General features: G+C 72.6%; 27 protein-coding genes and 1 pseudogene. 17 read left to right on the top strand and 11 right to left on the bottom strand.

What is annotated here, in order from left to right; translation table 11 throughout:
- The first annotated feature begins 12 nt into the window (after nt 1–12).
- Nucleotides 13–333: an antibiotic biosynthesis monooxygenase family protein gene (locus tag ACIPK4_RS27525; RefSeq protein ID WP_402317104.1), complete on the top strand. Its 321-nt coding sequence runs from the start codon at nt 13–15 to the stop codon at nt 331–333.
- A gap of 24 nt (nt 334–357) precedes the next feature.
- Here ACIPK4_RS27525 and ACIPK4_RS27520 read toward each other — a convergent pair whose 3' ends face one another.
- From ACIPK4_RS27520 to ACIPK4_RS27510, 3 genes are read right to left on the bottom strand one after another with little or no spacing between them, the layout of a single operon-like run.
- Entirely contained in the window at nt 358–1164 is an 807-nt protein-coding gene (locus tag ACIPK4_RS27520) for a hypothetical protein (protein WP_402317102.1), read from the bottom strand.
- A complete protein-coding gene (locus ACIPK4_RS27515; protein ID WP_402317100.1) occupies nt 1161–1811 on the bottom strand; it encodes a response regulator in 651 nt (216 codons plus the stop codon). The genes ACIPK4_RS27520 and ACIPK4_RS27515 overlap by 4 nt, the downstream gene beginning before the upstream one ends.
- Entirely contained in the window at nt 1799–3046 is a 1248-nt protein-coding gene (locus tag ACIPK4_RS27510) for a histidine kinase (protein WP_402317098.1), read from the bottom strand. The genes ACIPK4_RS27515 and ACIPK4_RS27510 overlap by 13 nt, the downstream gene beginning before the upstream one ends.
- Before the next feature lie 177 nt (nt 3047–3223).
- On the opposite strand from ACIPK4_RS27510, the gene ACIPK4_RS27505 reads away from it, so the two are divergent.
- Entirely contained in the window at nt 3224–3622 is a 399-nt protein-coding gene (locus tag ACIPK4_RS27505; protein ID WP_376203097.1) for a hypothetical protein, read from the top strand.
- Between the two features lie 129 nt (nt 3623–3751).
- Nucleotides 3752–4027 carry a hypothetical protein gene (locus tag ACIPK4_RS27500; RefSeq protein ID WP_402317095.1) on the top strand — a complete coding sequence of 92 codons (276 nt, stop codon included), beginning with the start codon at nt 3752–3754 and terminating at the stop codon, nt 4025–4027.
- Nucleotides 4028–4045: 18 nt separating this feature from the next.
- Here the strand turns inward: ACIPK4_RS27500 and ACIPK4_RS27495 are convergent, their stop codons facing one another.
- The gene (locus ACIPK4_RS27495; protein ID WP_402317093.1) at nt 4046–4705 is read right to left on the bottom strand and encodes a DUF2278 family protein; all 660 of its coding nucleotides are present in this window, start codon (nt 4703–4705) and stop codon (nt 4046–4048) included.
- A 147-nt stretch (nt 4706–4852) separates the two neighbouring features.
- Between ACIPK4_RS27495 and ACIPK4_RS27490 the strand changes: the two genes are divergently transcribed.
- On the top strand, nt 4853–5521 hold the full coding sequence (locus ACIPK4_RS27490) for a DUF6445 family protein (RefSeq protein ID WP_402317091.1): 669 nt from the start codon (nt 4853–4855) through the stop codon (nt 5519–5521).
- A 60-nt stretch (nt 5522–5581) separates the two neighbouring features.
- Here ACIPK4_RS27490 and ACIPK4_RS27485 read toward each other — a convergent pair whose 3' ends face one another.
- Nucleotides 5582–6808 (bottom strand): acyltransferase family protein, encoded by a 1227-nt coding sequence (locus ACIPK4_RS27485; protein WP_402317088.1) that lies wholly within the window; start codon nt 6806–6808, stop codon nt 5582–5584.
- A 277-nt stretch (nt 6809–7085) separates the two neighbouring features.
- Here ACIPK4_RS27485 and ACIPK4_RS27480 point away from each other — a divergent pair, with 277 nt between their 5' ends.
- The gene (locus tag ACIPK4_RS27480; RefSeq protein WP_402317454.1) at nt 7086–7751 is read left to right on the top strand and encodes a molybdopterin-dependent oxidoreductase; all 666 of its coding nucleotides are present in this window, start codon (nt 7086–7088) and stop codon (nt 7749–7751) included.
- Between the two features lie 154 nt (nt 7752–7905).
- Nucleotides 7906–8430, top strand: a pseudogene (locus ACIPK4_RS27475) (cytochrome b/b6 domain-containing protein); the annotation flags it as partial.
- 143 nt (nt 8431–8573) lie between these two features.
- Here ACIPK4_RS27475 and ACIPK4_RS27470 read toward each other — a convergent pair.
- Entirely contained in the window at nt 8574–10142 is a 1569-nt protein-coding gene (locus ACIPK4_RS27470; protein WP_402317087.1) for a hypothetical protein, read from the bottom strand.
- Between the two features lie 151 nt (nt 10143–10293).
- Nucleotides 10294–10488, bottom strand: a complete 195-nt coding sequence (locus ACIPK4_RS27465; protein ID WP_402317451.1) for a hypothetical protein — start codon at nt 10486–10488, stop codon at nt 10294–10296.
- Nucleotides 10489–11013: 525 nt separating this feature from the next.
- On the opposite strand from ACIPK4_RS27465, the gene ACIPK4_RS27460 reads away from it, so the two are divergent.
- Together ACIPK4_RS27460 and ACIPK4_RS27455 are read left to right on the top strand one after the other, a co-directional pair.
- Nucleotides 11014–11970: a fibronectin type III domain-containing protein gene (locus ACIPK4_RS27460; RefSeq protein ID WP_402317084.1), complete on the top strand. Its 957-nt coding sequence runs from the start codon at nt 11014–11016 to the stop codon at nt 11968–11970.
- An 84-nt stretch (nt 11971–12054) separates the two neighbouring features.
- Nucleotides 12055–14157, top strand: a complete 2103-nt coding sequence (locus tag ACIPK4_RS27455; protein ID WP_402317081.1) for an ATP-binding protein — start codon at nt 12055–12057, stop codon at nt 14155–14157.
- Between the two features lie 144 nt (nt 14158–14301).
- Here the strand turns inward: ACIPK4_RS27455 and ACIPK4_RS27450 are convergent, their stop codons facing one another.
- Entirely contained in the window at nt 14302–14487 is a 186-nt protein-coding gene (locus ACIPK4_RS27450; RefSeq protein ID WP_402317078.1) for a DUF5999 family protein, read from the bottom strand.
- A 155-nt stretch (nt 14488–14642) separates the two neighbouring features.
- Between ACIPK4_RS27450 and ACIPK4_RS27445 the strand changes: the two genes are divergently transcribed.
- Together ACIPK4_RS27445 and ACIPK4_RS27440 are read left to right on the top strand one after the other, a co-directional pair.
- Complete coding sequence (locus tag ACIPK4_RS27445) at nt 14643–15080, top strand: SRPBCC family protein (RefSeq protein ID WP_402317075.1); 438 nt, start codon at nt 14643–14645, stop codon at nt 15078–15080.
- Nucleotides 15081–15145: 65 nt separating this feature from the next.
- A complete protein-coding gene (locus ACIPK4_RS27440; RefSeq protein ID WP_402317072.1) occupies nt 15146–15898 on the top strand; it encodes a hypothetical protein in 753 nt (250 codons plus the stop codon).
- A 58-nt stretch (nt 15899–15956) separates the two neighbouring features.
- Here ACIPK4_RS27440 and ACIPK4_RS27435 read toward each other — a convergent pair whose 3' ends face one another.
- A complete protein-coding gene (locus ACIPK4_RS27435) occupies nt 15957–17186 on the bottom strand; it encodes an acyl-CoA dehydrogenase family protein (protein ID WP_054225086.1) in 1230 nt (409 codons plus the stop codon).
- Between the two features lie 191 nt (nt 17187–17377).
- Here ACIPK4_RS27435 and ACIPK4_RS27430 point away from each other — a divergent pair, with 191 nt between their 5' ends.
- On the top strand, nt 17378–18022 hold the full coding sequence (locus ACIPK4_RS27430) for a TetR family transcriptional regulator (RefSeq protein ID WP_402317069.1): 645 nt from the start codon (nt 17378–17380) through the stop codon (nt 18020–18022).
- 53 nt (nt 18023–18075) lie between these two features.
- Here the strand turns inward: ACIPK4_RS27430 and def are convergent, their stop codons facing one another.
- Complete coding sequence (gene def / locus ACIPK4_RS27425; RefSeq protein ID WP_054225084.1) at nt 18076–18639, bottom strand: peptide deformylase; 564 nt, start codon at nt 18637–18639, stop codon at nt 18076–18078.
- A gap of 123 nt (nt 18640–18762) precedes the next feature.
- Between def and ACIPK4_RS27420 the strand changes: the two genes are divergently transcribed.
- The 6 genes from ACIPK4_RS27420 (at nt 18763) to ACIPK4_RS27395 (ending at nt 24075) form a co-directional block, all read left to right on the top strand.
- Nucleotides 18763–20001, top strand: coding sequence for a MurT ligase domain-containing protein (locus tag ACIPK4_RS27420; RefSeq protein WP_054225083.1), 1239 nt, complete (start codon nt 18763–18765; stop codon nt 19999–20001).
- Between the two features lie 21 nt (nt 20002–20022).
- Nucleotides 20023–20751: a type 1 glutamine amidotransferase gene (locus tag ACIPK4_RS27415; protein WP_054225082.1), complete on the top strand. Its 729-nt coding sequence runs from the start codon at nt 20023–20025 to the stop codon at nt 20749–20751.
- Nucleotides 20752–20965: 214 nt separating this feature from the next.
- On the top strand, nt 20966–21991 hold the full coding sequence (locus ACIPK4_RS27410; protein WP_402317064.1) for a 6-phosphofructokinase: 1026 nt from the start codon (nt 20966–20968) through the stop codon (nt 21989–21991).
- A 108-nt stretch (nt 21992–22099) separates the two neighbouring features.
- Nucleotides 22100–23062, top strand: a complete 963-nt coding sequence (locus ACIPK4_RS27405; RefSeq protein ID WP_054225080.1) for a cytochrome c oxidase assembly protein — start codon at nt 22100–22102, stop codon at nt 23060–23062.
- A 32-nt stretch (nt 23063–23094) separates the two neighbouring features.
- On the top strand, nt 23095–23253 hold the full coding sequence (locus ACIPK4_RS27400; RefSeq protein WP_402317062.1) for a hypothetical protein: 159 nt from the start codon (nt 23095–23097) through the stop codon (nt 23251–23253).
- A gap of 111 nt (nt 23254–23364) precedes the next feature.
- Entirely contained in the window at nt 23365–24075 is a 711-nt protein-coding gene (locus ACIPK4_RS27395) for a 1-acyl-sn-glycerol-3-phosphate acyltransferase (protein WP_054225079.1), read from the top strand.
- 34 nt (nt 24076–24109) lie between these two features.
- Here ACIPK4_RS27395 and ACIPK4_RS27390 read toward each other — a convergent pair whose 3' ends face one another.
- Nucleotides 24110–25774, bottom strand: a complete 1665-nt coding sequence (locus ACIPK4_RS27390) for an alpha/beta hydrolase (RefSeq protein ID WP_402317058.1) — start codon at nt 25772–25774, stop codon at nt 24110–24112.
- Nucleotides 25775–25863: the final 89 nt, after the last annotated feature.

The following is a 25863-nucleotide window of genomic DNA, read 5'->3' as shown; positions in this document are numbered from 1 at the left end:
AGGTGGTGGGTCATGTCCGAGAGCGACCGGTACTGGACCGCGGGGAACTGGCACGTGTCGGAGGGCCGCGAAGACGAGTTCGTCGAACGCTGGACCGCCTTCATGACCTGGACCGATGCGGCGGTGGGCGGCTTCCTCTCCGCCCGCCTGGTCCGTGACACGGCCGACCCCGCGCACTTCGTCTCCTTCGCGTCCTGGCGGGACCCGGAGGCCATCGGCACATGGCAGCGCAAACCCGACTTCCACGAGCTCTTCGGCGAGTGCCGCGCCCTGTGCGACGACGTCGACGCGGGCGGCTACGTCCTCGCCGCCGACGTCCGGCCCCGGCCGTAGGGCCGTCCTGCCGGGGTGCGTGCCTCAGTAGCCCGCATCGGCGCGGCCCGAGTCCGCCGAGATGTCCAGCCGGCCCGGCGCCGCTGGGTCGTGCATTCCGGGCGCGACGTCGCAGCGGCCCGTCCCCGCCCGGGCCGTCACCTGGAAACGGGTGGCCGTCGGCACGGTCAGCCGGACCCGCCCCGCTCCCGCCCGGGCCGTGACCCGGTCCGGCGGGGCGGCGAAGCTCGCGACGGCGGAGCCCGCCCCCGCCCGGAGGTCGGCCTGCGGCGAGGTGAGCCCGGAGGCTTCGAGGGAGCCCGAGCCGACGCTCGCCCGCAGTGGTCCGCGCAGCGCGGTCAGCAGGAGCTGCCCGGCACCGACCTCGGCGTCGACGGCGCCGGCCAGCCCGCTGACGGACACCGTGCCGGAGCCCGCCGTCACCTTCACCGGGATGCCGGCGGGCACGGTCACGTCCAGGTCGACCGAGCAGCCCGGGCCGGATTCCACGAGGCCCGCGGCCCCCGGGCAGCGGGGCGTCAGCTTCAGGGTGTCACCGAGCCAGCTCTCCTCGATCCTCGGGGCGGTCAGCGACCAGCGCACGTCGGCCTGGTAGACCACCTGCCGGTCGGAGCGGGGCGTGACGCGCACGTCGGCGCCACCCGCCTCGATCTCCACGGCGGTCACGGCCCGTTCACCGCTGGCGCCGCTCAGCGTGCCGTGCTCGGTGGACGCGTACGCCCAGCCCTGCCAGGCGGCCGGAACGAGGACGAGCACCGCGCTCAGCGCCGCGGCCACGGTCCACGCCACCCGCTGCGGACGCCACCGGGACCGGCCGGCCGCCCCGGTCACGAGGCGCCGTCCAGGAACCGCAGGACCGCGAGGACCCGCCGGTGGTCACCGTCGGCCTGCGGCAGGTCGAGCTTGGCGAGGATGTTGTTGATGTGCTTGGCGACCGCGCTCTCGCTGATGACGAGCCCGGCCGCGATCCCCGCGTTGGAGCGCCCCTCGGCCATCAGGGCGAGCACCTCGCGCTCGCGCGGGGTGAGCCGCTCCAGCGGGTCGACGCCCCCGCGGCGCAGCAGCAGCTGCGAGACGACCTGCGGGTCGAGGGCGGTGCCCCCGGCCGCCACCCGCTTGACGGCTTCGATGAACTCCTCCACGTCGGCGACCCGTTGCTTGAGCAGGTACCCGACGCCGCCCACCCGGCCCGTCAGCAGGTCGGCGGCGTACCGCTCCTCCACGTACTGCGAGAGCAGCAGGACCGCGGTTCCCGGCCACTCCTGGCGGATCATCAGGGCGGCGCGCACGCCCTCGTCGGTGAAACCCGGGGGCATCCGCACGTCGACCAGGGCGAGGTCGGGCCGGTGTTCGGCGACGGCGGCCAGCAGGGCCTCGGCGTCCCCCGTCTCGGCGGCCACCTCGAATCCGGCCATTTCAAGGACCTTGACCAGTCCTATTCGCAGCAGCACCGAATCCTCGGCGATCACAGCCCGCACGGCAGCTCCACAGTCACGACGGTCGGGCCCCCGAGGGGGCTGTTGATCAGGATGCTTCCGTCGACCGACCCTACGCGCTTGCGCAGGCCCACCAGTCCCGTGCCCCCGGCCGGGTCCGCGCCGCCGACCCCGTCGTCGGTGACGGTGATGCGCAGCACGTCGGCGGCGCGCCGGACCTCCACGCGGCAGCGGCCGGCCTTGGCGTGCTTGGCGACGTTGGCGAGGGCCTCGGACACGACGAAGTAGGCGACGGCCTCGACGGTGGGTCCGGGCCGGTGCGCCAGGTCCACGCTCAGTTCGACGGGCAGGGGCGCCCGGGCCGCGATCCCGGAGAGGGCCGCGTCGAGTCCCCGGTCTTCCAGGACCGCCGGATGCAGGCCGCGCACCAGATTGCTGAGCTCCTCGATGGCCTCCTTGGCCTCGCGGTGGGCCTCGTCGATCACGGCCTTCGCCTCGGGCGGCAGATCGCTCAGTGTGGCGCGGGCGATGCCGAGGTTCATGGCGAGGGCGACCAGACGCTGCTGGGCGCCGTCGTGCAAGTCCCTTTCGATCCTGCGGCGTTCGAGGTCGGCGGCGTCGAGGACACCGGCCCGGCTCTCGGCGAGGTCCTCGACGCGGCGTTCCAGCTCCCGGGCCCGGTTGGGCCCGAGGAGCGCGGCCGCGGCGAAGGCGTCGACCCGGGCGAGGGCGCCGGCGAGCCAGGGGGTGGCGAGGAGCAGCAGGCCGCCGGACACGGTGACGATGTCGTAGTCCCGGGTCCAGCCCATGCCGCGCTCGTCGACGGGGAGCATCCAGGCCCAGGCGTACACGCCGGCGCAGGCGGCCCCGCCCGCCCACGCGAGGACGATCAGCGCGCCGCCGACGCCGGCGAGCGGGCTGACCAGCAGGTGGTAGACGTACTGCCGCCAGGTCGACTCGGAGCGCAGCCGTTCGAGCAGGCCCCGCGCGCTCACCGGCCGGTGCTCGTGCGCGACGGCCGGTATCTCCCGCTCCAGCAGCTCCCGGAACCGGCTGCGCTGGAGCAGGGTGAGCAGCGGGCTGAGGAGCAGCACCGCGAGCAGGGCGGGCGCGGCACGGCCCGGGGCGGCCGCCGTGTACGCGAAGACGGCTGCTGCGGGCACGGCCATCGGGATCGCGGCGGTCGTGAAGGCGGTGCTCCGCCAGGCCCGCGCGGACCAGGGCGCGTGGTCGGCGAGTCGGCGAGTGGTACGCCGCAGCGCCCCGGAAAGTCCCATGCCCGTACGGTAATCGCACGGTTCGGGGGCGCTCCACCACGCTGGTGCCCGCCCGGTGGTGTAGCCAGCACCACCCCCGGTTCGGACAGTGCCGCTACTGATTCCGGTCCGCAGCGCGACCAGAGTGGTCCTCGTACCGGGGGACGGACCGCCGGCACCGGAAGGAGATCCACCGCCATGACTCTCGTCGCCCCGCACTGCCGGCCGCGCCGCATGCCCCGTCCGGCCACGCTGCTCACCGGCGCCGGGGTGGCCCTGCTGCCCTGGATGGTGGTGCTGTCGAGGACGCTGCCGCAGAGCGCGGAGGTCTCGAACTGGGCCACCGCCTGGATCGGGCTGGACGCCCTGCTGGCCGCCGGACTGACCGGGACGGGGATGCTGCTCGGGCGCCGCGACCCGCGTGCGGCGCCCCTGGCCGCGGCGACGGCGGCGCTGCTGGTGGTGGACGCCTGGTTCGACGTGACGACCGCGTCCGGCGGCGGCGCCCGGGCGACGGCCGTGGCCCTGGCGGTGTGCGCGGAGCTGCCGCTCGCGGCGGTCTGCGCGGCGGTGGCGGCCCGCCGCCCGGTGTTCTAGCGTCGGAAGGGCGGGGTGACCGGTGCGTCGACGGGCCGTTGCCCGGGGGCGCCCGCGCCGCGCCGCCCCCGCCCGTGGTCCGGCGCACCGGCGGGCCGCGTGACCGACCGAGAGAGCAGGTGCATCCGCATGCGTCCGTCGGCCCGTATCCCCAGCGTCCTCGCCGGTTTCGTCCTGGCCGTCGGCGGCGCCCTCCTCGCCGTCCCGCCAGTCGGTGCGGCGGCCCCCACCAGCGTCCAGCAGTGCGAGCAGTACGTCGTACAGCACGGCAAGCAGGTCACGGACGGCGTGGGGCAGGCGTGCTACGAGGGCCAGATCGGCAACCAGACCAGCTGCGCCGCGAGCCTCCAGGCGATCGGCTACTCCGCGGACATCGCGTCCGGGGCCTGTCGCGCGGCCCACTAGGCGCCCGTCGGACGTACGTCAGAGCGGGTGGCCGTCGGCGTCGGTGGGTTCCCTCTGGGTGGAGAACCTGGAGATGAAGACGTCGAAGAGGCCGTCGGGGCGGCGCGTCATCGTGGCCCCGTCCTGCCAGACGCCGTTGTCCGGCCACCACTGGCTGCCGTAGGGGTCGCCCTGGTTCTGGTGGATGTCGTGCATGCCGAGCCCCTCGTCGAACGGCTCGCCGAAGACCAGGACCTGCCGGCCCACGACGAGGATCGGTTCCAGGGCCTGGGAGGCCTCCAGGTAGGAGCCCGTCGTCCAGGGCCGGGGCGGGTTCAGCCGGTCCAGGATCCGCTGGACCCACTGCGGCGGGTGGCCGCCCAGCAGACAGCCGGGGCGGTCCGCGAGCGCGGGGTGCCGGAGGTAGTCGAGCGCGCCCGATCCGGAGGTGCGGGCGAGGTCGTGGTAGCCGGGGGCCGGCGAGGCGACGGGGTCGAGCACCGAGGCGTGCAGGGTGAGGACCTTCCACTGGACGCCGGTCGTGGACTGCTTGCTGTCCACGTCGACGGCGCACGCGTAGCGGCCGGCGGGCGCGTCGACCTCCAGGTGGACGTGGAACCAGCGGCCCTGGTCGTCGGGCCGGTCGCGGAAGTGGCGGTGCAGGGTTCCGGACAGCACTCCGTAGTTTTCGAGCGGCATGCCGCCAGTGAACCACCCGGTCCGCCCGGCGGCGGGCGCCCGGCCCGCAGGCGTGTCTGCGTGATCCCCCAGCCATGGCGAACAATTGACGCAACGTTGACTCCCCGTGGAGCGAGCCGCCCGGACCCGGTGACTACGGTCCGTCCCATGCCCCTACCTCCTCCCCTCCCGGTCCTGCCGTACCGCAAGCCGACCCGCGGGCGCGACTACTGGGTGCTGGACGACGTACTGCCGGACCCGGCCGCCATACGGGAGCGCTGCCTGGCCAAGGACGACTGGACCGAGGGATATCCGCACAAGCCCGAGAGCTGGCCGGGGCTGCGCGCCATGCCGGGTCTGGAGCCCGCTGAACTGGCGCTGGTGGAACGGCTGGTGCGCAAGTCGACCGGCGCCCCGAAGATCTGGGCCGAACGGCCGGCGGGCGGCGGCACGTTCAACCACAACTGTGTCCAGGTCGTCGGCGAGGGCGAATCCGAGCCCCGTCCGCACACCGACTCGCGGAACCTGTGCCGCTACGCCGCCGTGCTCTACCTCAACCCGGACGTGCCGAAGGACTGCGGGACCAGCTTCTACCGCCAGAGCCTGCCCGGCGGCGCCCTGGGCGGCAACCAGGTGATCGCGCCGCACAACAACCTGGTCGACGCGCTCGGCACCCGCTTCGTCTCCCCGGATTCCTTCACCGAGGACGTACGGGTCCCCCACCGCGCCAACCGGCTGCTGCTCTACTCCGCGAACCTGATCCACAGCGCCACCGGCTACTGGGGCAAGACCCTGGAGGAGAAGCGGATGACGGCCGTCTTCTTCTGGAAGGCGTAGCACGGCGACACGTGGTGCCGTCGTCCGTGCACGAACGCCCCCGGCCGGCCGGAGGCACCCTCACCGCCGGCCCCACGGATGACGGCGAGTGTCCTCTGCGAGCCCGCCACCCGGCCCCGCCCACGTGACGATGCGTTCCGCCCCGGGCGCCGCCGCCTGGGCCGGGACCGGTACGGGCTGCGCGGACACCCGGCGGATGTCGTGCACGGCGCGCCGCAGACCGGTGCGCAGCCGGCGCCCCAGGGGACGCTCTATCAGCCGGTGGACGAGCCAGGCGAGCACCACCATGACCGCGGTCACGCCCAGCACGAGGGGGACGGGCCGCACGTCGTGGCGGAGGTGGTGGATGAACGTCAGCCCGGCCATCATGTGGATCAGGTACAGCGGATAGGTGAGCGCTCCCGCGTGCCTCAGCCAGCGCCACCGCACCCGGTCGAAGGCGCCGAGGGCGATCCCCGCCATGACGAGGAACCCGCAGGCGATGACGACGTGGGCCGGCCAGACCGGCGTGTGCGCGGCGACGCCGCGCCCCAGGTTGCTGATCATCCGGCCCTGGACGTAGCTCTGCGCGAGGACGAACTGGAGGCCGGCGATGCCCCACAGGACGGCATTGGGCCCGAAACGGCGCATGAGGTGGAAGGCGATCCCCGCGATGAAGTACGGCGAGAACGTCGGGATCGCGAAGAAGGACAGCACTCCGCTGTCGGCGGTGGGCGCCACCACGCCGGCCACCGTCCACACCGTGCAGAAGACCACGCAGTTGCGGTAGGTGACGCCGCGCACGACGACCAGCGCGAACAGGGCGTAGAACTTCAGCTCGACGAAGAGGGTCCAGTACGCGTCGTCGATGTGCGGCACCTTCATGCCGCCCTGGAGCATCGACAGGTTCACCACCACGTCGCTGAACGCCTTGACCCCGCGCACCTCCGGCCAGGCGAACAGGACGCCGGCCGTGAACAGGACGGCCGCCCAGTAGGCGGGGAAGAGACGCGAGATGCGGGAGGCGGCGAACTCGCCCACACCGCGGTCCCAGGCACTCATGCAGATGACGAACCCGCTGACGACGAAGAAGATCTCCACGCCCAGCCAGCCGTAGGCGGCGCAGGCGCTCGCGACGGGGAAGACGGAGGCGGCCGGTTCTCCCCAGCCGCTGTCGAGCGCCAGGTAGTGGTAGCAGAGGACGGACAGTGCGGCGACGATCCGGACGCCGTCCAGGGCGGCCAGACGGGCGCCACCGCCCGGCACGACCCCCGGCCCGGGGTGTCCGATGGCTCTCGACGCGCTCATACCGTGGTTGCCGCTTCCTTGGGTGACTGTCCGATGAACAGATTTGATCAACGGGCACCCTACCGGGCACCCCGACGGCCACCCCTGCCCGCAGGACGAGGTGTGACGGAAGTCTGACGGACGGCCGCCGGGCCTGGTGCGGGAGCGCCGGCGGTGGTCGAATCGGCCCGTGAGCCCCGCACCCGCACCCCCGCCCCGGCAACCCGGCCCCGACCTCGACCTCGACCTCGACCCCGACGGCCACGGCACACCGATCGGACGCCGTCTCGTCCTCGGCATGGCCGGGCTCGGTGCGGCCGGGCTGGTCGCCGCCCCGTACCTGCAGGGCGGCTTCGAGTCGTTCCTCGGCGCCGCCTCCGACAAGGACCCCACCGGCCTCACCGGCCTGCTGCCGAACGGCGGCGGGTTCCGCTACTACTCGGTGGCCTCCTCCGTCCCCGAGCGCGGCCCCGAGAACTACCGGCTCACCGTGGACGGCCTGGTGGAACGCCCGACGACGTACACCCTCGACGCGCTCCAGCGGCTTCCGCAGACCCGGGTGGTGCGGGACGTCCAGTGCGTCACCGGCTGGCGGGTCCCCGGCACCCCCTTCGAGGGAGTGCCGCTGGCACGGCTGCTCGACGCCGCGGGAGTGCGGCCGCAGGCGCGGGCCGTGCGCTTCAGCTGTTTCGACGGCACGTACACCGAGAGCCTGACCCTCCCCCAGGCCCGCCGGGACGACGTCATGGTGGCGCTGCGCATGCAGGACAAGCCGCTGGGCCACTCCCACGGCGGTCCCGTCCGGCTGTTCGTCGCCCCCATGTACTTCTACAAATCGGCGAAGTGGCTCTCCGGCATCACCCTCACCCATGACGTCGAACCCGGCTACTGGGAGCGTCTCGGCTACGACGTCGACGCCTGGGTCGGCCGGTCGAACGGACGCGACGATGCCCCGACCGTCTGAGCCCGCGCCGCCCGGACCCGCACCCTCCGGGGCCGCACCCTCCGGGGCCGTACCTTCCGGGGCCGCACCGTCCGGGGCCGCACCGCAGCGTCCCGGGAGCGTTCGCCGGTTCAGCCGTGCAGAACGGTGGATCCACCGGGCCACCGCCGCGCTGATGGGCCTGTGCGTCGCCTCGGCGGCCTGCCTGTACCTGCCCGCGCTCGCCGAACTCGTCGGCCGACGGCATCTGGTCGTCACCGTGCACGTCTGGTCCGGGCTGCTGCTCGGTGTGCCGTTCCTGCTGGGGCTCGCCTCACGGGCGTTCCGCGCCGACCTGCGGCGCCTGGGCCGCTTCGGGCCGCACGACCGGGTCTGGCTGCGGGCCGCCCTGCGGCGCGACCGGGTCACCGCGCGGCCCGCCGGCAAGTTCAACGCCGGGCAGAAGGTGTACGCGGGCTGGCTGGCGGGGGCGGTGCTGGTGATGACGGGCACCGGCGCACTCATGTGGTGGACCGGCCTGGTCCCCCTCGTACAGCGCACGGCCGCCGTCTTCGTCCACGACTGGCTGGCCCTCGCCGTCGGTCTCGTGCTCGCCGCGCACATCGGCAAGGCCCTGGCCGACCCGGAGGCGCGCCGCGGGCTGCGCACGGGCTCCGTCGGCCGGGCCTGGGCGGAGCGCGAGCACCCGCTGTGGCGGCCCGAGCGGGCTGACCGGGCCGAGCACGCCGGCCAGGCCGAACAGATCCCACGGGTTGAACAGGCCGAACGGGCCGAACGGGCCGGTCCGCACCGGGGATGACCCCGCGGGGCCGGCCACCGGCCCCACGGAGGTCGTTCGGCGCGTCAGCCGCCGTCGCGCACCGCGACGATGCCGTTGAAGACGCCGACGTACGCGGTGCCGTCGGGGCCGAGGGTGATCGGCGCCCAGTTGTTGTCGTACAGCGGGCCGGTGCCGGTCAGCTGCCGCCAGCGGCGCTCACCGGTGCGGAAGTCCACCGCCGTGAGGTACCAGGCGTCGATCCCCCAGGCGTTGGGCTCCTTCTCGTAGAAGTAGAGCAGCCCGTTCCCGGTGGAGAGCTTGGGGACGACGGACGGCGAGCGGATCGCGCTCTGCCACACCGTGTCGCAGCCGCTGCCGTCGGCGCGCACGTCGATCCGGCTGACCCCGCCGACGACCGACTTGCCGAGCAGCAGGCTGGTGAGGTTCTCGTAGCCGTAGTTGTTCTCGACGACGATGCTGTTGCCCCAGGTGATGAGGGAGTTGTCGGTGGTCGAGGCGCCGCTGCCGAACACGGGCACCGTGCAGACCAGCCGCCGGTCGGCCGGGACGTCCGTGCCCCGCCGGTAGACGAGGACGTTCATCCGGTCGTCGGCGTTGTCGGTGATGGCGACGTAGCCGTCGCCGAAGAGGTCCGGGGTGGTGCCCGAACCCTGGTTCACGGAGCCGGGTTTGGTTCCCGTACCGCGGTCGTAGGTCTGCCGCCACTGCACTTCGGGGGTGCCGTCGTCGGCGGCGCGGAAGCTGTAGAGGGCGTGGTCGGAGACGATCGACACACCGTCCCGCGCGACCGAGAACGAGTTCTGGATCTCCTCGCCCGGGAGCCGGATCGAGTGGATCCGGGCGGTCTGCGGGTCCACGGTGCCCACGCGGCCCTGGCGGGTGACCCACCAGATGCGGCCGTCCCAGTCGGGCATCACGGAGGTCACGGGGTCGCAGGTGCCGCTGGGCCGCAGGTTGGTCCAGGTGACGCAGTCGTGCGGGACCTGGCCGGTGAGGTCCCAGTCGTCGTCCACCGTGAACGTCCAGCTGCCGTCCGGGCGCTGGGCGTGCGAGAGTCGCAGGATGTGCTGGCGCGAGTCGGCGAGGACCGCCCGGTCCCGGTCGTCCAGGTAGAAGTAGGCGCCGCCCGAGGTGTCCTTGAAGATCTTCGAGAAGTCGAGCGAGGTGATCGCCTCGACCGTCGAGGAACGCTGCGGGAGCTGGTGTTCCGCGAGCGTGGCCAGCGTACGGGGGTCCAGGAGCTTGACCTTGAAGCCGGTGAAGGTGCCGCAGACGGTGACCAGCCGGCCGCCGGCGTCGAAGGTGGCGGTGGCGCATTCGCCGCCCAGGGCCGCGATCTTCTCGCTGGTCACCTGCGGGTTCCGGCCGAGCGGCCCGGACCACGGCGAGGTGGCGCTGCCCCCGGCGTCGGAGTGCATGCCGCTGCGGCCGTTGGGCGCGAGGAAGGGGTGCTGGGGCGGGGCTTCGCCGGGCAGCGGGGCGGGGGTCGCGGGGGCGCCGTCGTAGTGGCCGACCAGGCGGTGGCCGGGGGTCTGGGGTATCGACTCGGCCTGGGCCGGGGAGATCCCGTACATCGCGGTGAAGACGATGAGGGCGGGGACCACGGCGCAGTTCAGCGCTCTTCGGAACATCCGGAGTTCCTCCGTTCTCTTCAGTTTTATTGACAGTGCGTATGACATCGCGCCGCCGCCAGACGCTAGATCGCACGGCCGGAGGAGTCCATGGGGGAGCGGGATGATTCATGTAGGCGCAACAGTCGGTCAACACGGACCTCCCGGGCGCCTACGGGCGCAGCGCCGAGACGACGTCGGCCGTGGCCGACAGCCCGTCGTGGATGGTCGCCGCCATGCTGCTGCTCGCGAGGTAGAAGCCGAGCAGTACGCAGACGAGGGCGTGGGAGAACTTGAGGCCGCCGCTGCGCACGAAGATCGACACGAGGACGAGGAGCAGCACGACCAGGGAGAGCGAGATCACCATCGTTACCTCCTGAGAGCGGCGCCCATCCTGGCGCAGGAGGGGGTGCCTTCGGGCGAAACACGTGTCCGCCGTACGGGTGTTGACCGTCCGTGACGGGCGACCGGTGCTTGACGATCTCGCCCCGGTGGTTCGTACGGTCGCGCCGGCGGCCAGGCGGTGGCGGATCGTGGCCGACGGCGAGGAGCCGGGCCGGTCGTCGGCGCGGCACTCCTCGACCACGCCCAGCAGGGCGGCAGTTGTCGAGGAGTCCGGCATCAGGCTCATCTCGCCGCAGAGCGGCCTGCGCAGGGCGCGGCACCGGGGTGCGGGCCGGGCAGGCGCGTTGCAGCAGTCCGCGCCGGCCTCGCGGGGCGCCGGGAAAGCGGATCCGGCCGGGACCGACACGCGCGGCCCACGCAGCATCCCCCTCGCGCCTCCCATCGGCCTGACGCGAAAGGCCGTGGTGCACGGGCCTTGCCGCGCCGCCCGCACCCGTGCCATATATGTCTAGACCTTTACGACGAAGCGGAAGCCGAGGAGGGCCCCGTGCGACGCACCGCCCCCCTGCTCGCCCTCTGCCTGACCGCTGCCGGGCTCACCGCCTGCTCGTCGGCCGACACCAGGCCCCCGGCGGCTCCGGCCGGGATCACCGCACAGGCCGGCAGCGCCACGTCCGTGCACGTCATGTGGCAGGCGGCGGCCCCGGCCGACGGGGTGACCAACTACCAGGTCTTCCAGGCGGGACGGCTGGTGCGCGAACTGCCGGCCGACCGGACGATGGTGGACGTCACGGGCCTCGCCCCGCAGACCGCCTACGTCTTCACGGTCCGGGCCCGGGACGCCGCCGGGAACACCTCCGGCCCCAGCGCGTCCGCAGCGGCCACCACCCCGGCGGCCAAGGCCGAGGACCACCAGGCCCCCACCGCCCCGGCGCGCACGACGGGCCGCGCGGACGGCCCCCGGGCCGCCACCCTGTCCTGGGCCGCGGCGAGCGACGACACCGGCGTCACCGCGTACGACGTCTACCAGGGCGGCATCCGGATCCACACGACCGGCCCCGGCGAGAGCGCCACCACCCTGACCGGCCTCCAGCCGGACACCGTCTACACCTTCACCGTCCGGGCCCGCGACGGAGCGGACAACTCCTCCCCCGACGGCCCGGCGGTGGAGGTGACCACCCCGCCCTCCGCGGGACAGGGCCCGGGCACCGCGCCCACCGAGTTCACCGCGACCGCCTCCCCCGGCGCCGTCACCCTGACCTGGACGGCCCCCGACACCGGCCGGCCGACCGCCGAGTACGAACTCCACGTCAACGCGAAGCCCGTCACCGTCATCCAGTTCGGCGCCGGCGCCGTGCCCCCCTCCGGGGCCGCCCGGGTGGAGTACCGGCTCACGGTGACCGAACCGGCCGGCACACCGTGGTCGCTCAAGCTCCGCGCCCGGCTGCCCGACGGCAACTGGGGGGCCTTCTCCGCGGAGCGGAGCATCGTACTCGCGCCGTGAGGCGCACGGCGGGCGTCCCGGCAACGTGACAGCAATCCGGACGGAACGGCACGGCCGAACGAGAAGATCGCGCACAATACATCCGTGTTCGGTGAGTACGCGTTCAACACAGACCACCCGGATTCCGCGGAACCCGAAGACGATTTCGGGCCGGAACCCGCCGTCCCCCCGGGGAACCTGCCGCCCGATCCCGGTGGCTTCATCGGCCGCGAGAACGAACTCGCCGAACTGCACTGCCTGTTGCGCTCCCGCAGGCTGACCACCCTGACCGGGGTGGGCGGCGTCGGCAAGTCCCGCCTCGCACGGCGGGCCGTGGGCGACCCCGAACAGGCACGGCCCGACGGGGTCTGGTGGGTGGCGCTCTCGCCCCTGCGCGATCCCGGCCTGCTCACGACGACGGTCGCCCACGCCGTCGGCCTCACCGACCACTCCGCCCGCCCCCTCGACGAGGAGCTGTGCGCGTGGATGGCCGACAAGGAACTGCTCCTCGTCCTCGACACCTGCGAGCACATCGTGGCCGAGTGCCGCCACCTCGTGGGTGAACTCCTGCAGTCCGCGCCCGGACTGACGGTCCTGATCACCTCCCGGGAGCCGCTGGCCAGCCCCTGCGAAAGGGTCGTCGAGGTCTGCCCGCTGCCCTGCGACGGACCCGACAGCGATGCCCTCGCCCTGTTCCGCGCCCGCGCGGTCGCCGCGTCCGCGCAGGCGGCCGCGGCCTTCGACGACCCCGGCCGGGCCGGTCTCGCGGCCGAGGTGTGCCGCCGCCTCGACGGGATCCCGCTGGCCCTGGAACTCGCCGGGGCCCGAATGCGGTTGTGGACGCTGGAGCAGATGGCGCAGCGCCTCGGCGCCCGCTTCGCCGTGCTGTCCGACACCCGGCCCGTCCTCCAGCACCGGCACCGGACGATGCGGACCGCGATCGGCTGGAGCCACGAGCTGTGCGAACCGGTGGAACGGCTGCTGTGGGCCCGGCTGTCCGTCTTCACCGGGGACTTCGACGTCGCTGCGGCCCGGGCGGTGTGCGCGGGTGGTCCGCTGCCGGCCTCCCGCGTGGAGCGGGTGCTCGCGGGCCTGGTCGCGAAGTCCGTCGTGCGACGCTCCGCGGAGCGGGGCGCGGGCGCCCGCTACCGCATGCTGGACACCATCCGCGAGTACGGCCACGACTGGCTGGCCGAGCTCGGCGAGGTGCAGACCGTCGCCGACCGGCACGCCCACTGGTACGCGGCGCTCAGCCAGGCCGCCGGCCAGGGGTGGCTGAGCCCCGAACAGGTGGACTGGTACCGCAGGATGACCGCCGAGCACGCCCAGCTGCGGACGGCGCTGGAGCACCTCCTCGGCGCCGATCCGGTGGCCGCGCTCGACATGGCCGGGGCCCTGTGGTTCTTCTGGTTCTCGTGCGGACACGTGCACGAAGGCCGAGGCTTTCTCGAGCGGGCCCTGCGCACGGCTCCGGGCACCGGCGCCGCGTACACCCAGGCGCTGTGGGCGCTCGGGCTGACCGCGCTGCTCCAGGGGGACATGGAGGCGGCCCGCGAGCTGGGCGGCGAATGCACCCGCGCGGCGGCCCGGCTGGCGGATCCCGAGCCGGAGCTGCGCGCGGCGTACCTGCACGCGGTGTCGGTGCTGATGCCCGGAGACCCCGTACGGGCGCTGGAGCTGGCGGGCCCCCGGGCGCGGGCCGGGCACGGCGGCCGGACCAGCGGGCCGGGCTGGCTCCTGTGCCGGCTGGCCACCGGCTACGCCCTGTGCGACCTGGGGCGCTTCGAGGAGGCCGCCGAGGAGGCGCGGGGACTGCGGGAAGCCTGCGCCGAGCTGGGCGAGCGCTGGCTGCGGGCGTACGCGGACTACGTGCTGGCCGTCGCGGCGCTCGGGCTCGGCCAGCACGGGGAGGCGGCGCGCCACGTGCGGGCGATGCTCTCCGGCAAGCGGCTGCTCGGCGACCGGTTCGGCATCGCGCTGGGTCTGGACCTGCTCGCGGCGGCGGTGGCGGCCCTGGGCGACGGGGAACTCGCGGCCCGGCTGCTGGGCACCGGGCACGCCTGGTGGCGCACCGTCGGCAGGCCGCAGATGGGCTCACCCTCGCTGACGGCCCTGCGGGACCGGGGCGAGCAGCAGGCCCGCGCGGCGATCGGGGACGATGCGTACGAGGCCGCGTTCCTGGGCGGAACCACAGCGCCCACCGGCTGAACTCCGGCCGGTGGGGCCGCGTAACGCCGGGGCTCCCGTCAGTACGGGAGGGGTCTGCCCGACGGTGTGCGCAGGTCCAGGTCTCGGGGTGCGGGCTTGGGGACGGGCTTGCGGATCAGCTGCTGGCGCATGCGGCCTCCTCGCTCAGACCAGGGCCGGGCGGCGGGGTTCCACCGCACGGCCGTCGGGGAGCAGCTCACCGGTGTCATCGAAGATCACCAGGCCGTTGCAGAGCAGACTCCAGCCCTGTTCGGGGCGGAAGGCCACGATGCGGGCGGCATCGTGATCGGCGTCATCGGCGGACGGGCAGGGGGGCTGGTGGGAGCACATGGCGCACCTCCTCGCAGAGTGGGGCGGGAGGGCCGGTGGTCACCCGGTCGAATCCGCGATCCACGGTGGCGGTGAGTATTACTGATCGCCGCCCCCGGACGGAACCCATATTCGGGGTCCAGTTCAGGGTGTGTATGCCCGCTTACCATGCGCTCATGCCCGGTATCCGGATCATTCACCGAACCTCCCTCCCGCCCGCCGAGGCCTGGCGGCGGGTCACTGACTGGAAGCGCCACGGCGCACAGGTCCCGCTCACGCGGACGATCATCGGGACGGAGCCGCCCACGCGCGTCGGAACACGCTTCACGGCGCGCACGGGCGTGGGGAGGATCACGTTCGACGACCCCATGGAAGTCGCCCTCTGGCAGCCCCCGGCCGACGCCGCCCCGGGGCTGGTCCGGCTGGAGAAGCGCGGCCGCGCGGTCACGGGCTGGGCGGAGATCGGGGTCCGCCCCGGTCCGGCCGGCGGATCGGTGGTGGAGTGGCGCGAGGAACTGCACGTGCGCGGGCTGGGGCGCCGCTTCGACCCGCTGGTCGCGGCGGCCGGCCGGCTCCTGTTCTCGCGGGCCCTCGCCCGGCTGCTGCGGGGGTGACGGCGCGGGCTAGGGTGCCGTGATCACCGAGCACCCGTTGATCACCGCGAGACCGAGGAGAACCCGTGGCCACTCCGCCACCGCAGCACGGCGCCGGCCCGTACCACCCCTACGCCCCGCAGCAGGGCGGCCCCCACGGCCCGTACCCGGTGCCGCAGCAGTGGGGCCCCTACGGCGCCCACCCGGTGCCGGGCGCCCCGGCCGGCTGCCGCCTGTGCGGGGCCGAGCCCGCCGCGCAGGCCACCGTACGGGGGCACCAGGGCATGCTCGTCCTGATGCGGTTCCTGCGCCAGGAGGGGCCGTTGTGCCGCGACTGCGGGCTCGCGACCTACCGCAGGATGTCCGCGGACACGCTGTGGCAGGGCTGGTGGGGCCCGTTGTCGGTGTTCATCACGCCGGTCACCCTGCTGCTGAACTTCGGCGCCCGGGCGCGCTTCCTCAGGCTCGCTCCCCCGGCGGGGGCCATCCTGCCCACCCTGGACCCGGGCAAGGCACTGTGGCGGCGACCGCCGGCGCTGGTCTTCCTCGTGGCGGCCGTGCTCATCGCCTTCACGCCGCCCACCTTGCTGCTGCTGGGCCTGACGCTGTCCGGGGAGGACAAGCCGCCGGCGCTGATCACGGGTCAGTGCGTGCGCAACGAGGGCGACTGGAAGGACCAGAAACTGCTGGTCACCGACTGCGGCTCGCCACTCGCCCAGTACCGGGCCACCCGGCCCGCGGACGCGCCCGGCGGCGACTGCGCCCCGCGCGACTTCCTCGCCAAACCGCAGTACAGCGAGGGCGGCGACCAGCTCACCTGCCTCACGCCGCTGCGCTGACGGGCCGGTGCCCCCGGACACCCGAGGCGTCCGGGGGCACCGCAGCCGCGGTCCCGGGCTAGCGGATCGGCATCTCCGAGAGCGTGCGCGCGATCACCAGGCGCTGGATCTCGCTGGTGCCCTCGAAGATGGTGTAGATCGCGCTGTCGCGGTGCATGCGCTCCACCGGGTACTCGCGGGTGAAGCCGTTGCCGCCGAGGATCTGGACCGCCTGCGCGGTGACCTTCTTGGCGACCTCGCTCGCGAACAGCTTCGACATGGAGCCCTCCGCCGAGGTGAAGGGCTTGCCCGCGACCGCCATCCAGGAGGCCCGCCACACCAGCAGGCGGGCAGCGTCGATCTGGGTCCGCATGTCCGCGAGCTGGAAGGCCACGCCCTGGTTGTCGATGATCGGGCGGCCGAACTGCGTACGGGTCTTGGCGTAGTCGAGGGCGACCTCGTACGCCGCGCGCGCGGTGCCGACGGCCATGGCGCCGACCGCGGGACGGGAGGCCTCGAAGGTGGCCATGGCCGCGTTCTTCACCCGCTCGCCGCCGCCCGCCCGGGCCCGCTCGCGAGCCCGCGCGAGCCGCTCGTCCAGCTTGTCCTTGCCGCCGAGCAGGCAGGACCCGGGGACGCGTACGTCCTCCAGGACCACCTCGGCGGTGTGCGAGGCCCGGATGCCGTGCTTCTTGAACTTCTGGCCCTGCGACAGGCCCGGGGTGTTCGGCGGCACGATGAAGGAGGCGTGGCCCTTGGTGCCGAGCTCCGGGTCGACCACGGCGACGACGATGTGGACGTTGGCGATGCCGCCGTTGGTCGCCCAGGTCTTGGTGCCGTTCAGCACCCACTCGTCCTTGGCCTGGTCGTAGACCGCCCGCGTGCGCATCGAGCCGACGTCCGATCCGGCGTCCGGCTCGGAGGAGCAGAAGGCGGCGACCTTCACGTCGTCGGGGGTGCCGTACATCTGCGGGATCCAGGTGCCGATCTGCTCCTCGGTGCCGTTGGCGACGACGCCGATGGCGGCGAGCCCGGTACCGACGATCGACAGGGCGATCCCCGCGTCACCCCAGAACAGCTCCTCCATGGCCATGGGGATGCCGAGGCCGGTAGGGTCGAAGAACTGCTGGGCGTAGAAGTCGAGCGAGTAGATGCCGACCTTCGCGGCCTCCTGGATGACGGGCCACGGAGTCTCTTCGCGCTCGTCCCATTCGGCGGCGGCGGGCCGGATCACATCGGCCGCGAAGCCGTGGATCCAGTCCCGCACCTGCTTCTGGTCGTCATTGAGCTCCATGGTGAACTCCGCCATGTCCCCTCCAGCTGTGCATCCACCAGTGCGTTACTAGCGGTAACCCTTACGGTGGCCACAGTCTGTTACCGGCGAGTAAGCACTGTCAAGCAGAGTCGTTCCCCGCGCAGCCGATTCGTTCGCGAGGGTGTGCGGGGTGTTACGTTGCGTGGGCGTCACGCACCATCGCAAGGGCGGGGAGAGAACACGTCATGGACACCACTCAGCAGACCGGGGAACCGGGAGCGGCCGAGCGCCGCAGGCGGGAGCTGCTCGAAGCGGCCGACCGGGTCGTCCTCCGGGACGGCCCCAAGGCGTCCATGAACGCCATCGCCGCCGAGGCCGGCATCACGAAGCCCATCCTCTACCGGCACTTCGGCGACAAGGCCGGGCTCTACCAGGCCCTCGCCGTCCGGCACACCGACGCCCTGCTCGACTCCCTGCGGGCCGCGCTCGACGCCCCGGCCGAGCGCCGCAGCCGCGTGGAGCACACCCTCGACACGTATCTCGCTGCCATCGAGGCCCGGCCGCAGGTGTACCGCTTCCTGATGCACCCGGCCGAGGATTCGCACGCCGCGGAGCGCGGCTTCGACGTGGGCCTGCACTCGGCCCCACTGCTGCGCAGGCTCGGCGAGGAGCTCGCCCAGGTGATCGGCGAACGCGTGGACCTCGGCCCCGGCGGGGAACGGCTGGCCCGGATCTGGGGCCACGGCATCGTCGGCATGATGCACGCCGCCGGAGACTGGTGGCTCGGCGAGCGCCCGTGCGAGCGCGCGGAGTTGGTGGCGGGACTCACCGATCTGCTGTGGGGCCGCCTGGCCACGGCGGGCAACCGCGAGGACGGCCCGGGCTTCTAGTGCTGTGACGGCCGCGGGGTCCGCCGGTCGCTCCGGGAGGGGCGGGACCGCGCTCAGCCCCGCGCGGCCGCGCCGGCCCGCGCACCCCACGGCGTCCTGCGGATCGCCCGCCGCAGCCGCCGGGCGCGCATCCCGGTGACCCGGTCCGCGTAGACCGTGCCGTCGAGGTGGTCGCACTCGTGCTGGAGGCAGCGGGCGAAGAACCCGGTGCCCTCGATCCGCACGGGCGCACCCGCGGAGGTCACCCCCTCGACGACCGCACGGTCGAAGCGGACCGTGCCGGCCTCCAGGCCGGGCAGCGACAGGCAGCCCTCGGGGCCGCGGAACTCGTCCCCGTCGGCCGCCACCAGGCGCGGGTTCACGATGTGCCCGACGTGGCGCACGTCCTCGTCGTCGGGGCAGTCGTACACGAACACCCGCTGCCCGACGCCGATCTGGTTCGCGGCGAGGCCGACGCCCTCGGCGGCGTACATCGTCGCGAACATGTCCTCGATGAGCCGGTCGAGGGCCGGGCCGAATTCGGTGACCTCCGCGCAGGCCGAGTGGAGCACCGGATCGCCCAGCAGGCTCATGGTGCGGACGAGGCCGGTGGTACCGGGAATGGGGCGCTGTCGCATGGCCGTAAGCGTACGACGGGCGAATATATGAGGAGATCCGCGGCGCCCCTGGGGCGCCGCGGTCAAGGCTCCGGCCGGTACTGGATAGGCTGGGGCCGACCGACGCTAGGAGGACAAGGGACGATGGCAGGCAACACAGAGCCGCTTTCGCCGCGGGCCAAGCTGGCCGTGACGGCGGGCAAGGCCGCGGCGGCGGTGTCGCGGGCCGCGGGACGCGGAAGCGGATCGGTGATCGGTGGCAAGGTCGCACTCAAACTCGACCCCGATCTCCTCGGAGCGCTCGCGCAGCATCTCGACGTCGTCCTCGTCTCCGCGACGAACGGCAAGACCACGACGACCCGGCTGATCGCGGAGGCCCTGCGGGCCAGCGGCCCGGTCGTCTCCAACGCCCTCGGCGCCAACATGCCGGCCGGCATCACCTCCGCCCTCGCGGGCGGCTCGGACGCCAAGTACGGCGTCATCGAGGTGGACGAGAAGTACCTGGCCGGGGTGGCCCGGGACGTCACCCCCAAGGTGATCGCCCTGCTGAACCTCTCCCGCGACCAGCTGGACCGCGCGGCCGAGACCCGCATGCTCGCGGAGAAGTGGCGCGAGGGCCTCCAGGGCTCCAAGGCCGTCATCGTCGCGAACTGCGACGACCCGCTGATCGTGTGGTCGGCCTCGTCCTCGCAGAACGTGGTGTGGGTCGCCGCCGGCCAGGAGTGGAAGGACGACGCCTGGTCGTGCCCCTCCTGCGGTGGCGTCATGCAGCGCCCCGGCGACGACTGGTTCTGCGGCGAGTGCGGTTTCCGGCGCCCCACCCCGAGCTGGGTGCTGTCCGGGGACCACGTGCTGGACCCGCACGGCAGCGCCTGGCCGATCCACCTCCAGCTGCCCGGCCGCGCCAACAAGGCGAACGCCGCCACCTCGGCCGCCGTGGCCGCCGTGTTCGGCGTCCCGCCGCAGGTCGCGCTGGAGCGGATGTACCAGGTCCAGGCCGTCGCCGGCCGCTACGACGTGGTCAGCTTCCAGGGCCGTGAGCTGCGCCTGCTGCTCGCGAAGAACCCCGCGGGCTGGCTCGAAACGTTTTCGCTGATCGACGGTCCGCCGGCGCCGGTGATCCTCTCGGTGAACGCCCGCGGCGCGGACGGCACCGACACGTCCTGGCTGTGGGACGTGGACTACCCGCGGCTGGCCGGCCACCCGATCTTCGTGATCGGCGACCGCAAGCTGGACCTGGCCGTCCGCCTGGAGGTCGCCGGCCTGGACTTCCGGGTCTGCGAGACCCTCGACGAGGCCGTGCAGCTGGCGCCGCCGGGACAGATCGAGCTGATCGCCAACTACACCGCCTTCCAGGACGTGCGCCGCCGCGTCGGCAACTAGTCACCCATAGAGGACAAGAGCATGAGCGACAACAGCCTGCGTCTGGTGTGGGTCTACCCCGACCTGCTGAGCACGTACGGAGACCAGGGCAACGCCCTCGTGGTGGAGCGCCGGGCGCGCCAGCGCGGCCTGGACGTGCAGCGCGTGGACGTGCGCAGCGACCAGCCCATCCCCACCTCGGGCGACATCTACCTGATCGGCGGCGGTGAGGACCGGCCGCAGCGGCTCGCCGCGGAGCGTCTGCTGCGCGACGGCGGTCTGGAGCGGGCCGTCTCGAACGGGGCGATCGTCTTCTCCGTCTGCGCCGGCTACCAGATCCTCGGCAACGAGTTCGTCAACGACATGGGCGAACGCCAGGAGGGCCTCGGCCTGCTGGACGTGGTGACCGTGCGCGGCGAGGGCGAGCGGTGCGTGGGCGACGTCCTGGCGGACATCGACCCGCGCCTGAACCTGCCGCAGCTGACGGGCTTCGAGAACCACCAGGGCGTCACGCACCTGGGCCCGACCGCGCGGCCGTTCGCCCGCACCCGTCTGGGCCGCGGCAACGGCACGGGCGACGGCACCGAGGGCGCGTACAACGACACGGTCTTCGGCACGTACATGCACGGCCCCGTGATGGCCCGCAACCCGCAGATCGCGGACCTGCTGCTGAAGCTGGCCCTCGACGTGAACGCGCTGCCGCCCATCGACGACCGGTGGTACGAGGCGCTGCGCGCCGAGCGGATCTCGGCGGCCACGCAGCCCGCCTAGCACCGCGCCGGCCGCTCATCCGGGCGGCCCCGCCATCAAGTGTTCGGCCCGGTTTTCCCTTGGGGGAACCGGGCCGACGTGGTTTCGCACGACGAGTGTGACCAGCATGTGGAGGATGGTTCAGTCCACCGCTCCACCGCTTGTAGGGTGGCCGTAGTTCCAACCGGACGACGTGGTCCGGTCGTCGGCCCACGTTGCAAAGGTTCTTCCTGCCATGCGCATTGGTGTGCTCACTTCCGGCGGCGACTGCCCCGGCCTCAATGCCGTCATCCGCTCCGTCGTGCACCGCTCCGTCGTCGATCACGGAGACGAGGTCATCGGCTTCCACGACGGCTGGCGCGGACTGCTGGAGTGCGACTACCGCAAGCTCGACCTCGACGAGGTCGGCGGCATCCTGGCCCGTGGCGGCACGATCCTGGGCTCCTCCCGGGTGCAGCCCGCGCACCTGCGCGACGGCGTCGAGCGGGCCCGCGGGCACGTCGCCGACCTGGGGCTGGACGCCATCATCCCGATCGGCGGCGAGGGCACCCTGAAGGCCGCGAACCTGCTCTCGCAGGCCGGCCTGCCGATCGTCGGCGTCCCGAAGACCATCGACAACGACATCGCCTCGACGGACGTCACCTTCGGCTTCGACACCGCCGTCGGGGTCGCCACCGAGGCCCTGGACCGGCTGAAGACCACCGCCGAGTCCCACCAGCGCGTGATGGTCGTGGAGGTCATGGGCCGCCACACCGGCTGGATCGCCCTGCACTCGGGCATGGCCGCGGGTGCGCACGCCATCGTCGTCCCGGAGCGCCCGTTCGACATCGACGAGCTGACGGCGATCGTCGGCGAGCGGTTCTCGGCCGGCAAGCGGTTCGCGATCGTCGTGGTCGCGGAGGGCGCGAAGCCGCGGGCCGGCTCCATGGACTTCCAGGAGGGCGGCACCGACCAGTACGGGCACGAGCGCTTCGCCGGCATCGGCAACCTGCTCGCGGTCGAGCTGGAGCGGCGCCTGGGCAAGGAGGCCCGTCCGGTCATCCTGGGCCACGTCCAGCGCGGCGGCACGCCGACCGCGTACGACCGGGTCCTGGCCACCCGCTTCGGCTGGCACGCGGTCGAGGCGGCGCACCGCGGCGAGTTCGGCATGCTGACGGCCCTGCGCGGGACCGAGATCGAGATGGTCCCGCTCGCCGACGCCGTGCAGACCCTCAAGACGGTCCCGGCGGCGCGCTACGACGAGGCGCAGAACGTTCTGTGATGTTCCCCCCGTTCTACGCGTCACTCCTTTAACGGGTGCCCCCGGACGATTTCATCTCCGGGGGCGGCATTACTGTGGTGGGGCACCACAGGTCAAGGGAGTGGACAGATGGATCACAGCGGTCACGGCATGGACATGCACATGGACATGGACCTGCCGCCGTTCACTCTCGGGCGCGGGCTGGAGTTCTCCTTCGACGCGTTCTTCCTGATCGGCTCGCTCGTGGGCCTCGGCCTGTACCTGTGGGGTGTGCTGCGGCTGCGGCGCCGCGGGGACGCCTGGCCGCTGGGCCGGACCATCGCCTTCACCTCGGGCGTGCTGACCGTGGCCCTGGTGATGTGCACCAAGCTGAACGACTACGGCATGGTCATGTTCAGCGTGCACATGATCCAGCACATGGTCATCAGCATGCTCTCCCCCATCCTGCTGCTGCTCGGCGCGCCGGTGACGCTGGCGCTGCGCGCGCTGCCGCCCGCCGCGCGGGGGGTCAAGGGTCCGCGCGAGCTGCTGCTGATGCTGCTGCACAGCCGCTACATGAAGGTGATCACCCACCCGGTGTTCACGATCCCCCTGTTCATCGCCAGCCTCTACGCCCTGTACTTCACCCCGCTCTTCGACTTCCTGATGGAGAGCAAGGCCGGGCACATCGGCATGATGGTGCACTTCCTGGCCGTCGGCCTGGTCTTCTTCTGGCCGATCATGGGCGTGGACCCGGGGCCGCACCGCCCCGGTTACGTGATGCGGATGCTGGAGCTGTTCGCCGGCATGCCGTTCCACGCCTTCTTCGGCATCGCCCTGATGATGGCGAGCGAGCCGATGATCAAGACGTACTCGGACCCGCCGGCCTCCCTCGGCATCGATCCGCTTCTCGACCAGCAGTGGGGCGGCGGCATCGCCTGGGCCTTCAGCGAGATCCCGTCGGTGCTGGTGCTGATCGCGCTGGTCTACCAGTGGTACCACTCGGAGCAGCGGGCGGCGAAGCGCTCGGACCGGGCCGCGGACCGCGACGGCGATCAGGAGCTGGAGGCGTACAACTCGTATCTCGCCTCCCTCCAGGCGCGTGGCCAGTAGCGCACCGGCACCTTCGCGCGCGACCATGGGGCATGACCGGATCCGTTAAGGCGATGGCCGTCATGACCTTCGCCGCTCTGGTGGCCGTCGCCACGTATTCCGTGGCCATCGGCAGCAACGGCTGGCTGTGGTTCGGCTGGGTGCTCCTCGGCCTGCTGACCGCCGGCATGGCGGCGTCCCGCAAGCCCTGACGCCCGCGTCCGCGCGGCCCCCTCCGGCACCGGCGGAATTCCGCTGCGCCATGCCCATCCGGCACCGTCTCGGGCACACTGACCTGACCCCAGGTGAAGGGAAAACGCCCGGTGTTCTACCACTTGCTCAAGCACGTGCTGCTCGGTCCGCTGCTGCGACTGCTCTTCCGGCCGCGCATCGAGGGACTGGAGAACATCCCGGCGGAGGGGGCCGCGATCGTCGCGGGCAACCACCTGTCCTTCTCCGACCACTTCCTGATGCCGGCCATCCTCAAACGCCGGATCACCTTCCTCGCGAAGGCCGAGTACTTCACCGGTCCCGGGGTGAAGGGGCGGCTGACCGCGTTCTTCTTCCGCAGCGCCGGGCAGATCCCGGTGGACCGCTCGGGCAAGGACGCCGGGCAGGCCGCGCTGCGCGAGGGGCTGGGCGTGCTGGCCAAGGGCGAGCTGCTGGGCATCTACCCGGAGGGCACCCGGTCGCACGACGGACGGCTGTACAAGGGCAAGGTGGGCGTGGCCGCGATGGCGCTCGGGGCCGGGGTGCCCGTCATCCCGTGCGCGATGGTCGGCACCTTCGAGATCCAGCCGCCCGGGCAGAAGATCCCGAACATCCGGCGGGTGACGATCCGCTTCGGCCGGCCGCTGGACTTCTCGCGCTATGCCGGGCTGGAGGGCGAGCGGGCCGTGCTGCGGGCCGTCACCGACGAGATCATGTACGCCGTGCTCCAGCTGTCCGGCCAGGAGTACGTGGACCGGTACGCCGCCGAGGTCAAGGCGGAAGAGGAGGAGGCACGGAAGAAGGCCCGGCGCAGGTCGCGCTGAGCCCTCTCCCGTGCCCTTCATGCCACCGTCCGGCTTAGCGGACGGCCGGCAGCTCCTCCTGCGCCGGGAGCGCGGACGCCGGAGCCTTGGCGAGCGACTTCGCGGCGGCCGGGGCCGGGGGGACCGGAGTGGCGTGCGGACCGCACTTCACGTCCTTGGCGTCGACCTTGCCGGTCAGCAGGTAGGCGTCCACCCGGGTGTTGATGCAGGGGTTCACCAGGCTGGTGACACCGTGCGAGCCGGCGTTCTGCTCGGTGATCAGACGCGAGCCGGCGAGACGGCGGTGCATCTCGACGCCACCCTCGTACGGGGTGGCGGCGTCACGCTCGGACTGGACGATCAGGACCGGCGCCAGGCCGCGCTTGGCGCCGACCTCGATCGGGTTGCTCTGCTTGGCCTTCCAGGTCGCGCAGGGCAGGTTCATCCACGCGTTGGACCAGGTCAGGAACGGGTACTTCTCGTTCAGCTTGGTGTTGTCCCGGTCCCACTTGGCCCAGCTGGTCGGCCACTTGGCGTCGGCGCACTCGACCGCGGTGTAGACGGCGTTGCTGTTCTCGGACGCGGCGTTGCCCTTGGTGTCCGACATGTCCGGGGCGATGGCCTCGATCAGCGGCTTCTCGTCACCGGCGGCCCAGGCGCTGAACGCCTGCGCGACCGGGACCCACGAGGAGTCGTAGTACGGGGCGCCCTGGAAGAAGCCGATGAGCTCGTTCGGGCCGACGACGCCGCCGAGCGGGTTGGCCTTGGCCTGAGCGCGCAGCTGCTGGTACTTGGCCTCGACCTTGGCGCGGGTGTCACCGAGGTGGAAGACGGAGTCGTACTTGGCGACCCAGTCCTGCCAGTCGTTCCAGCGCGTCTGGAAGGCGACGTCCTGGTCCAGGTTGGCCTGGTACCAGATGTTGTCCGTGTCCGGGTTGACCACGCTGTCGACGATCATGCGGCGCACGTGGGTCGGGAAGAGCGTCGCGTAGACGCCGCCCAGGTAGGTGCCGTAGGAGACGCCGAGGTAGTTCAGCTTCTTCTCACCGAGGGCGGCCCGGATGACGTCCAGGTCGCGCGCGGTGTTCGGCGTGGTCATGTGCGGCAGCATCTCGCCGCTGCGCTCCTTGCAGCCGTCCGCGTACTCGGCGGCGAGCTTGCGCTGGGCGCGCTTGTCCGCCTCGCCGGACGGGACCGGGTCGGCCTTGGGCGCCTTGACGAACTCCTGCGGGTCGATGCAGGAGATCGGGGCGGAGTGGCCGACACCGCGGGGGTCGAAGCCCACGAAGTCGTAGGCCTTGGAGGTGTTGACCCACAGCGGGCTCTTGGTGGTGACCCGGCGCGGGAAGCGCATGCCGGAGCCACCGGGGCCACCGGGGTTGTAGATGAGCGCGCCCTGACGCTCCTCCTTGGTACCGGTGTTGCCGATGTGGTCGACCGCGAGGTCGATGGTCTTGCCGAACGGCTTGGCGTAGTCCAGCGGGACCTTGACCCAGCCACACTGGATCGGGGCCTCGAAGCCCCAGTCGGCGGGGCAGTCCTTCCACTCGATCCCGGTACGGGCGGCGCGGGCGGCGGCGAGCTGCACGCCCAGCGCCTCCGGGACCGAGCTGCTCCCGGCGGCCGGGGCCGCGGAGGCGGACGGCGCGAGCAGCAGGCCCGCAGCCAGCGCTCCGGTGATCAGAGTGGCAGCGCTCCCCAGCGCTGCAGTGCGTATCACGTGGTTGTTCCCCCTGCGTCAGATCCGGCCGCACGTGGCCGGGTCGGTCGGGTCGGTCGGTGCACAGGGATCCTTTCGTCTGACCTACA

Source organism: Streptomyces sp. NPDC086989 (assembly GCF_044745505.1).
In the GTDB taxonomy this organism is placed as follows: domain Bacteria; phylum Actinomycetota; class Actinomycetes; order Streptomycetales; family Streptomycetaceae; genus Streptomyces.
Note: the sequence above shows the minus strand (reverse complement) of the source record. Positions and strands in the feature narration are given on the sequence as shown.

What these genes read in the sequence shown, in the direction of transcription:
- ACIPK4_RS27505 (WP_376203097.1), top strand. Translation starts at nt 3,224, where the DNA reads ATGACTCTCGTCGCCCCGCACTGCCGGCCGCGCCGCATGCCCCGTCCG.
- ACIPK4_RS27510 (WP_402317098.1), bottom strand. Translation starts at nt 3,046, where the DNA reads ATGGGACTTTCCGGGGCGCTGCGGCGTACCACTCGCCGACTCGCCGAC.
- ACIPK4_RS27485 (WP_402317088.1), bottom strand. Translation starts at nt 6,808, where the DNA reads ATGAGCGCGTCGAGAGCCATCGGACACCCCGGGCCGGGGGTCGTGCCG.
- ACIPK4_RS27415 (WP_054225082.1), top strand. Translation starts at nt 20,023, where the DNA reads ATGAGCGACAACAGCCTGCGTCTGGTGTGGGTCTACCCCGACCTGCTG.
- ACIPK4_RS27470 (WP_402317087.1), bottom strand. Translation starts at nt 10,142, where the DNA reads ATGTTCCGAAGAGCGCTGAACTGCGCCGTGGTCCCCGCCCTCATCGTC.
- ACIPK4_RS27430 (WP_402317069.1), top strand. Translation starts at nt 17,378, where the DNA reads ATGGACACCACTCAGCAGACCGGGGAACCGGGAGCGGCCGAGCGCCGC.
- ACIPK4_RS27445 (WP_402317075.1), top strand. Translation starts at nt 14,643, where the DNA reads ATGCCCGGTATCCGGATCATTCACCGAACCTCCCTCCCGCCCGCCGAG.
- ACIPK4_RS27435 (WP_054225086.1), bottom strand. Translation starts at nt 17,186, where the DNA reads ATGGCGGAGTTCACCATGGAGCTCAATGACGACCAGAAGCAGGTGCGG.
- ACIPK4_RS27465 (WP_402317451.1), bottom strand. Translation starts at nt 10,488, where the DNA reads ATGGTGATCTCGCTCTCCCTGGTCGTGCTGCTCCTCGTCCTCGTGTCG.
- ACIPK4_RS27405 (WP_054225080.1), top strand. Translation starts at nt 22,100, where the DNA reads ATGGATCACAGCGGTCACGGCATGGACATGCACATGGACATGGACCTG.
- ACIPK4_RS27495 (WP_402317093.1), bottom strand. Translation starts at nt 4,705, where the DNA reads ATGCCGCTCGAAAACTACGGAGTGCTGTCCGGAACCCTGCACCGCCAC.
- ACIPK4_RS27500 (WP_402317095.1), top strand. Translation starts at nt 3,752, where the DNA reads ATGCGTCCGTCGGCCCGTATCCCCAGCGTCCTCGCCGGTTTCGTCCTG.
- ACIPK4_RS27400 (WP_402317062.1), top strand. Translation starts at nt 23,095, where the DNA reads ATGACCGGATCCGTTAAGGCGATGGCCGTCATGACCTTCGCCGCTCTG.
- def (WP_054225084.1), bottom strand. Translation starts at nt 18,639, where the DNA reads ATGCGACAGCGCCCCATTCCCGGTACCACCGGCCTCGTCCGCACCATG.
- ACIPK4_RS27525 (WP_402317104.1), top strand. Translation starts at nt 13, where the DNA reads ATGTCCGAGAGCGACCGGTACTGGACCGCGGGGAACTGGCACGTGTCG.
- ACIPK4_RS27480 (WP_402317454.1), top strand. Translation starts at nt 7,086, where the DNA reads ATGGCCGGGCTCGGTGCGGCCGGGCTGGTCGCCGCCCCGTACCTGCAG.
- ACIPK4_RS27410 (WP_402317064.1), top strand. Translation starts at nt 20,966, where the DNA reads ATGCGCATTGGTGTGCTCACTTCCGGCGGCGACTGCCCCGGCCTCAAT.
- ACIPK4_RS27490 (WP_402317091.1), top strand. Translation starts at nt 4,853, where the DNA reads ATGCCCCTACCTCCTCCCCTCCCGGTCCTGCCGTACCGCAAGCCGACC.
- ACIPK4_RS27450 (WP_402317078.1), bottom strand. Translation starts at nt 14,487, where the DNA reads ATGTGCTCCCACCAGCCCCCCTGCCCGTCCGCCGATGACGCCGATCAC.
- ACIPK4_RS27420 (WP_054225083.1), top strand. Translation starts at nt 18,763, where the DNA reads ATGGCAGGCAACACAGAGCCGCTTTCGCCGCGGGCCAAGCTGGCCGTG.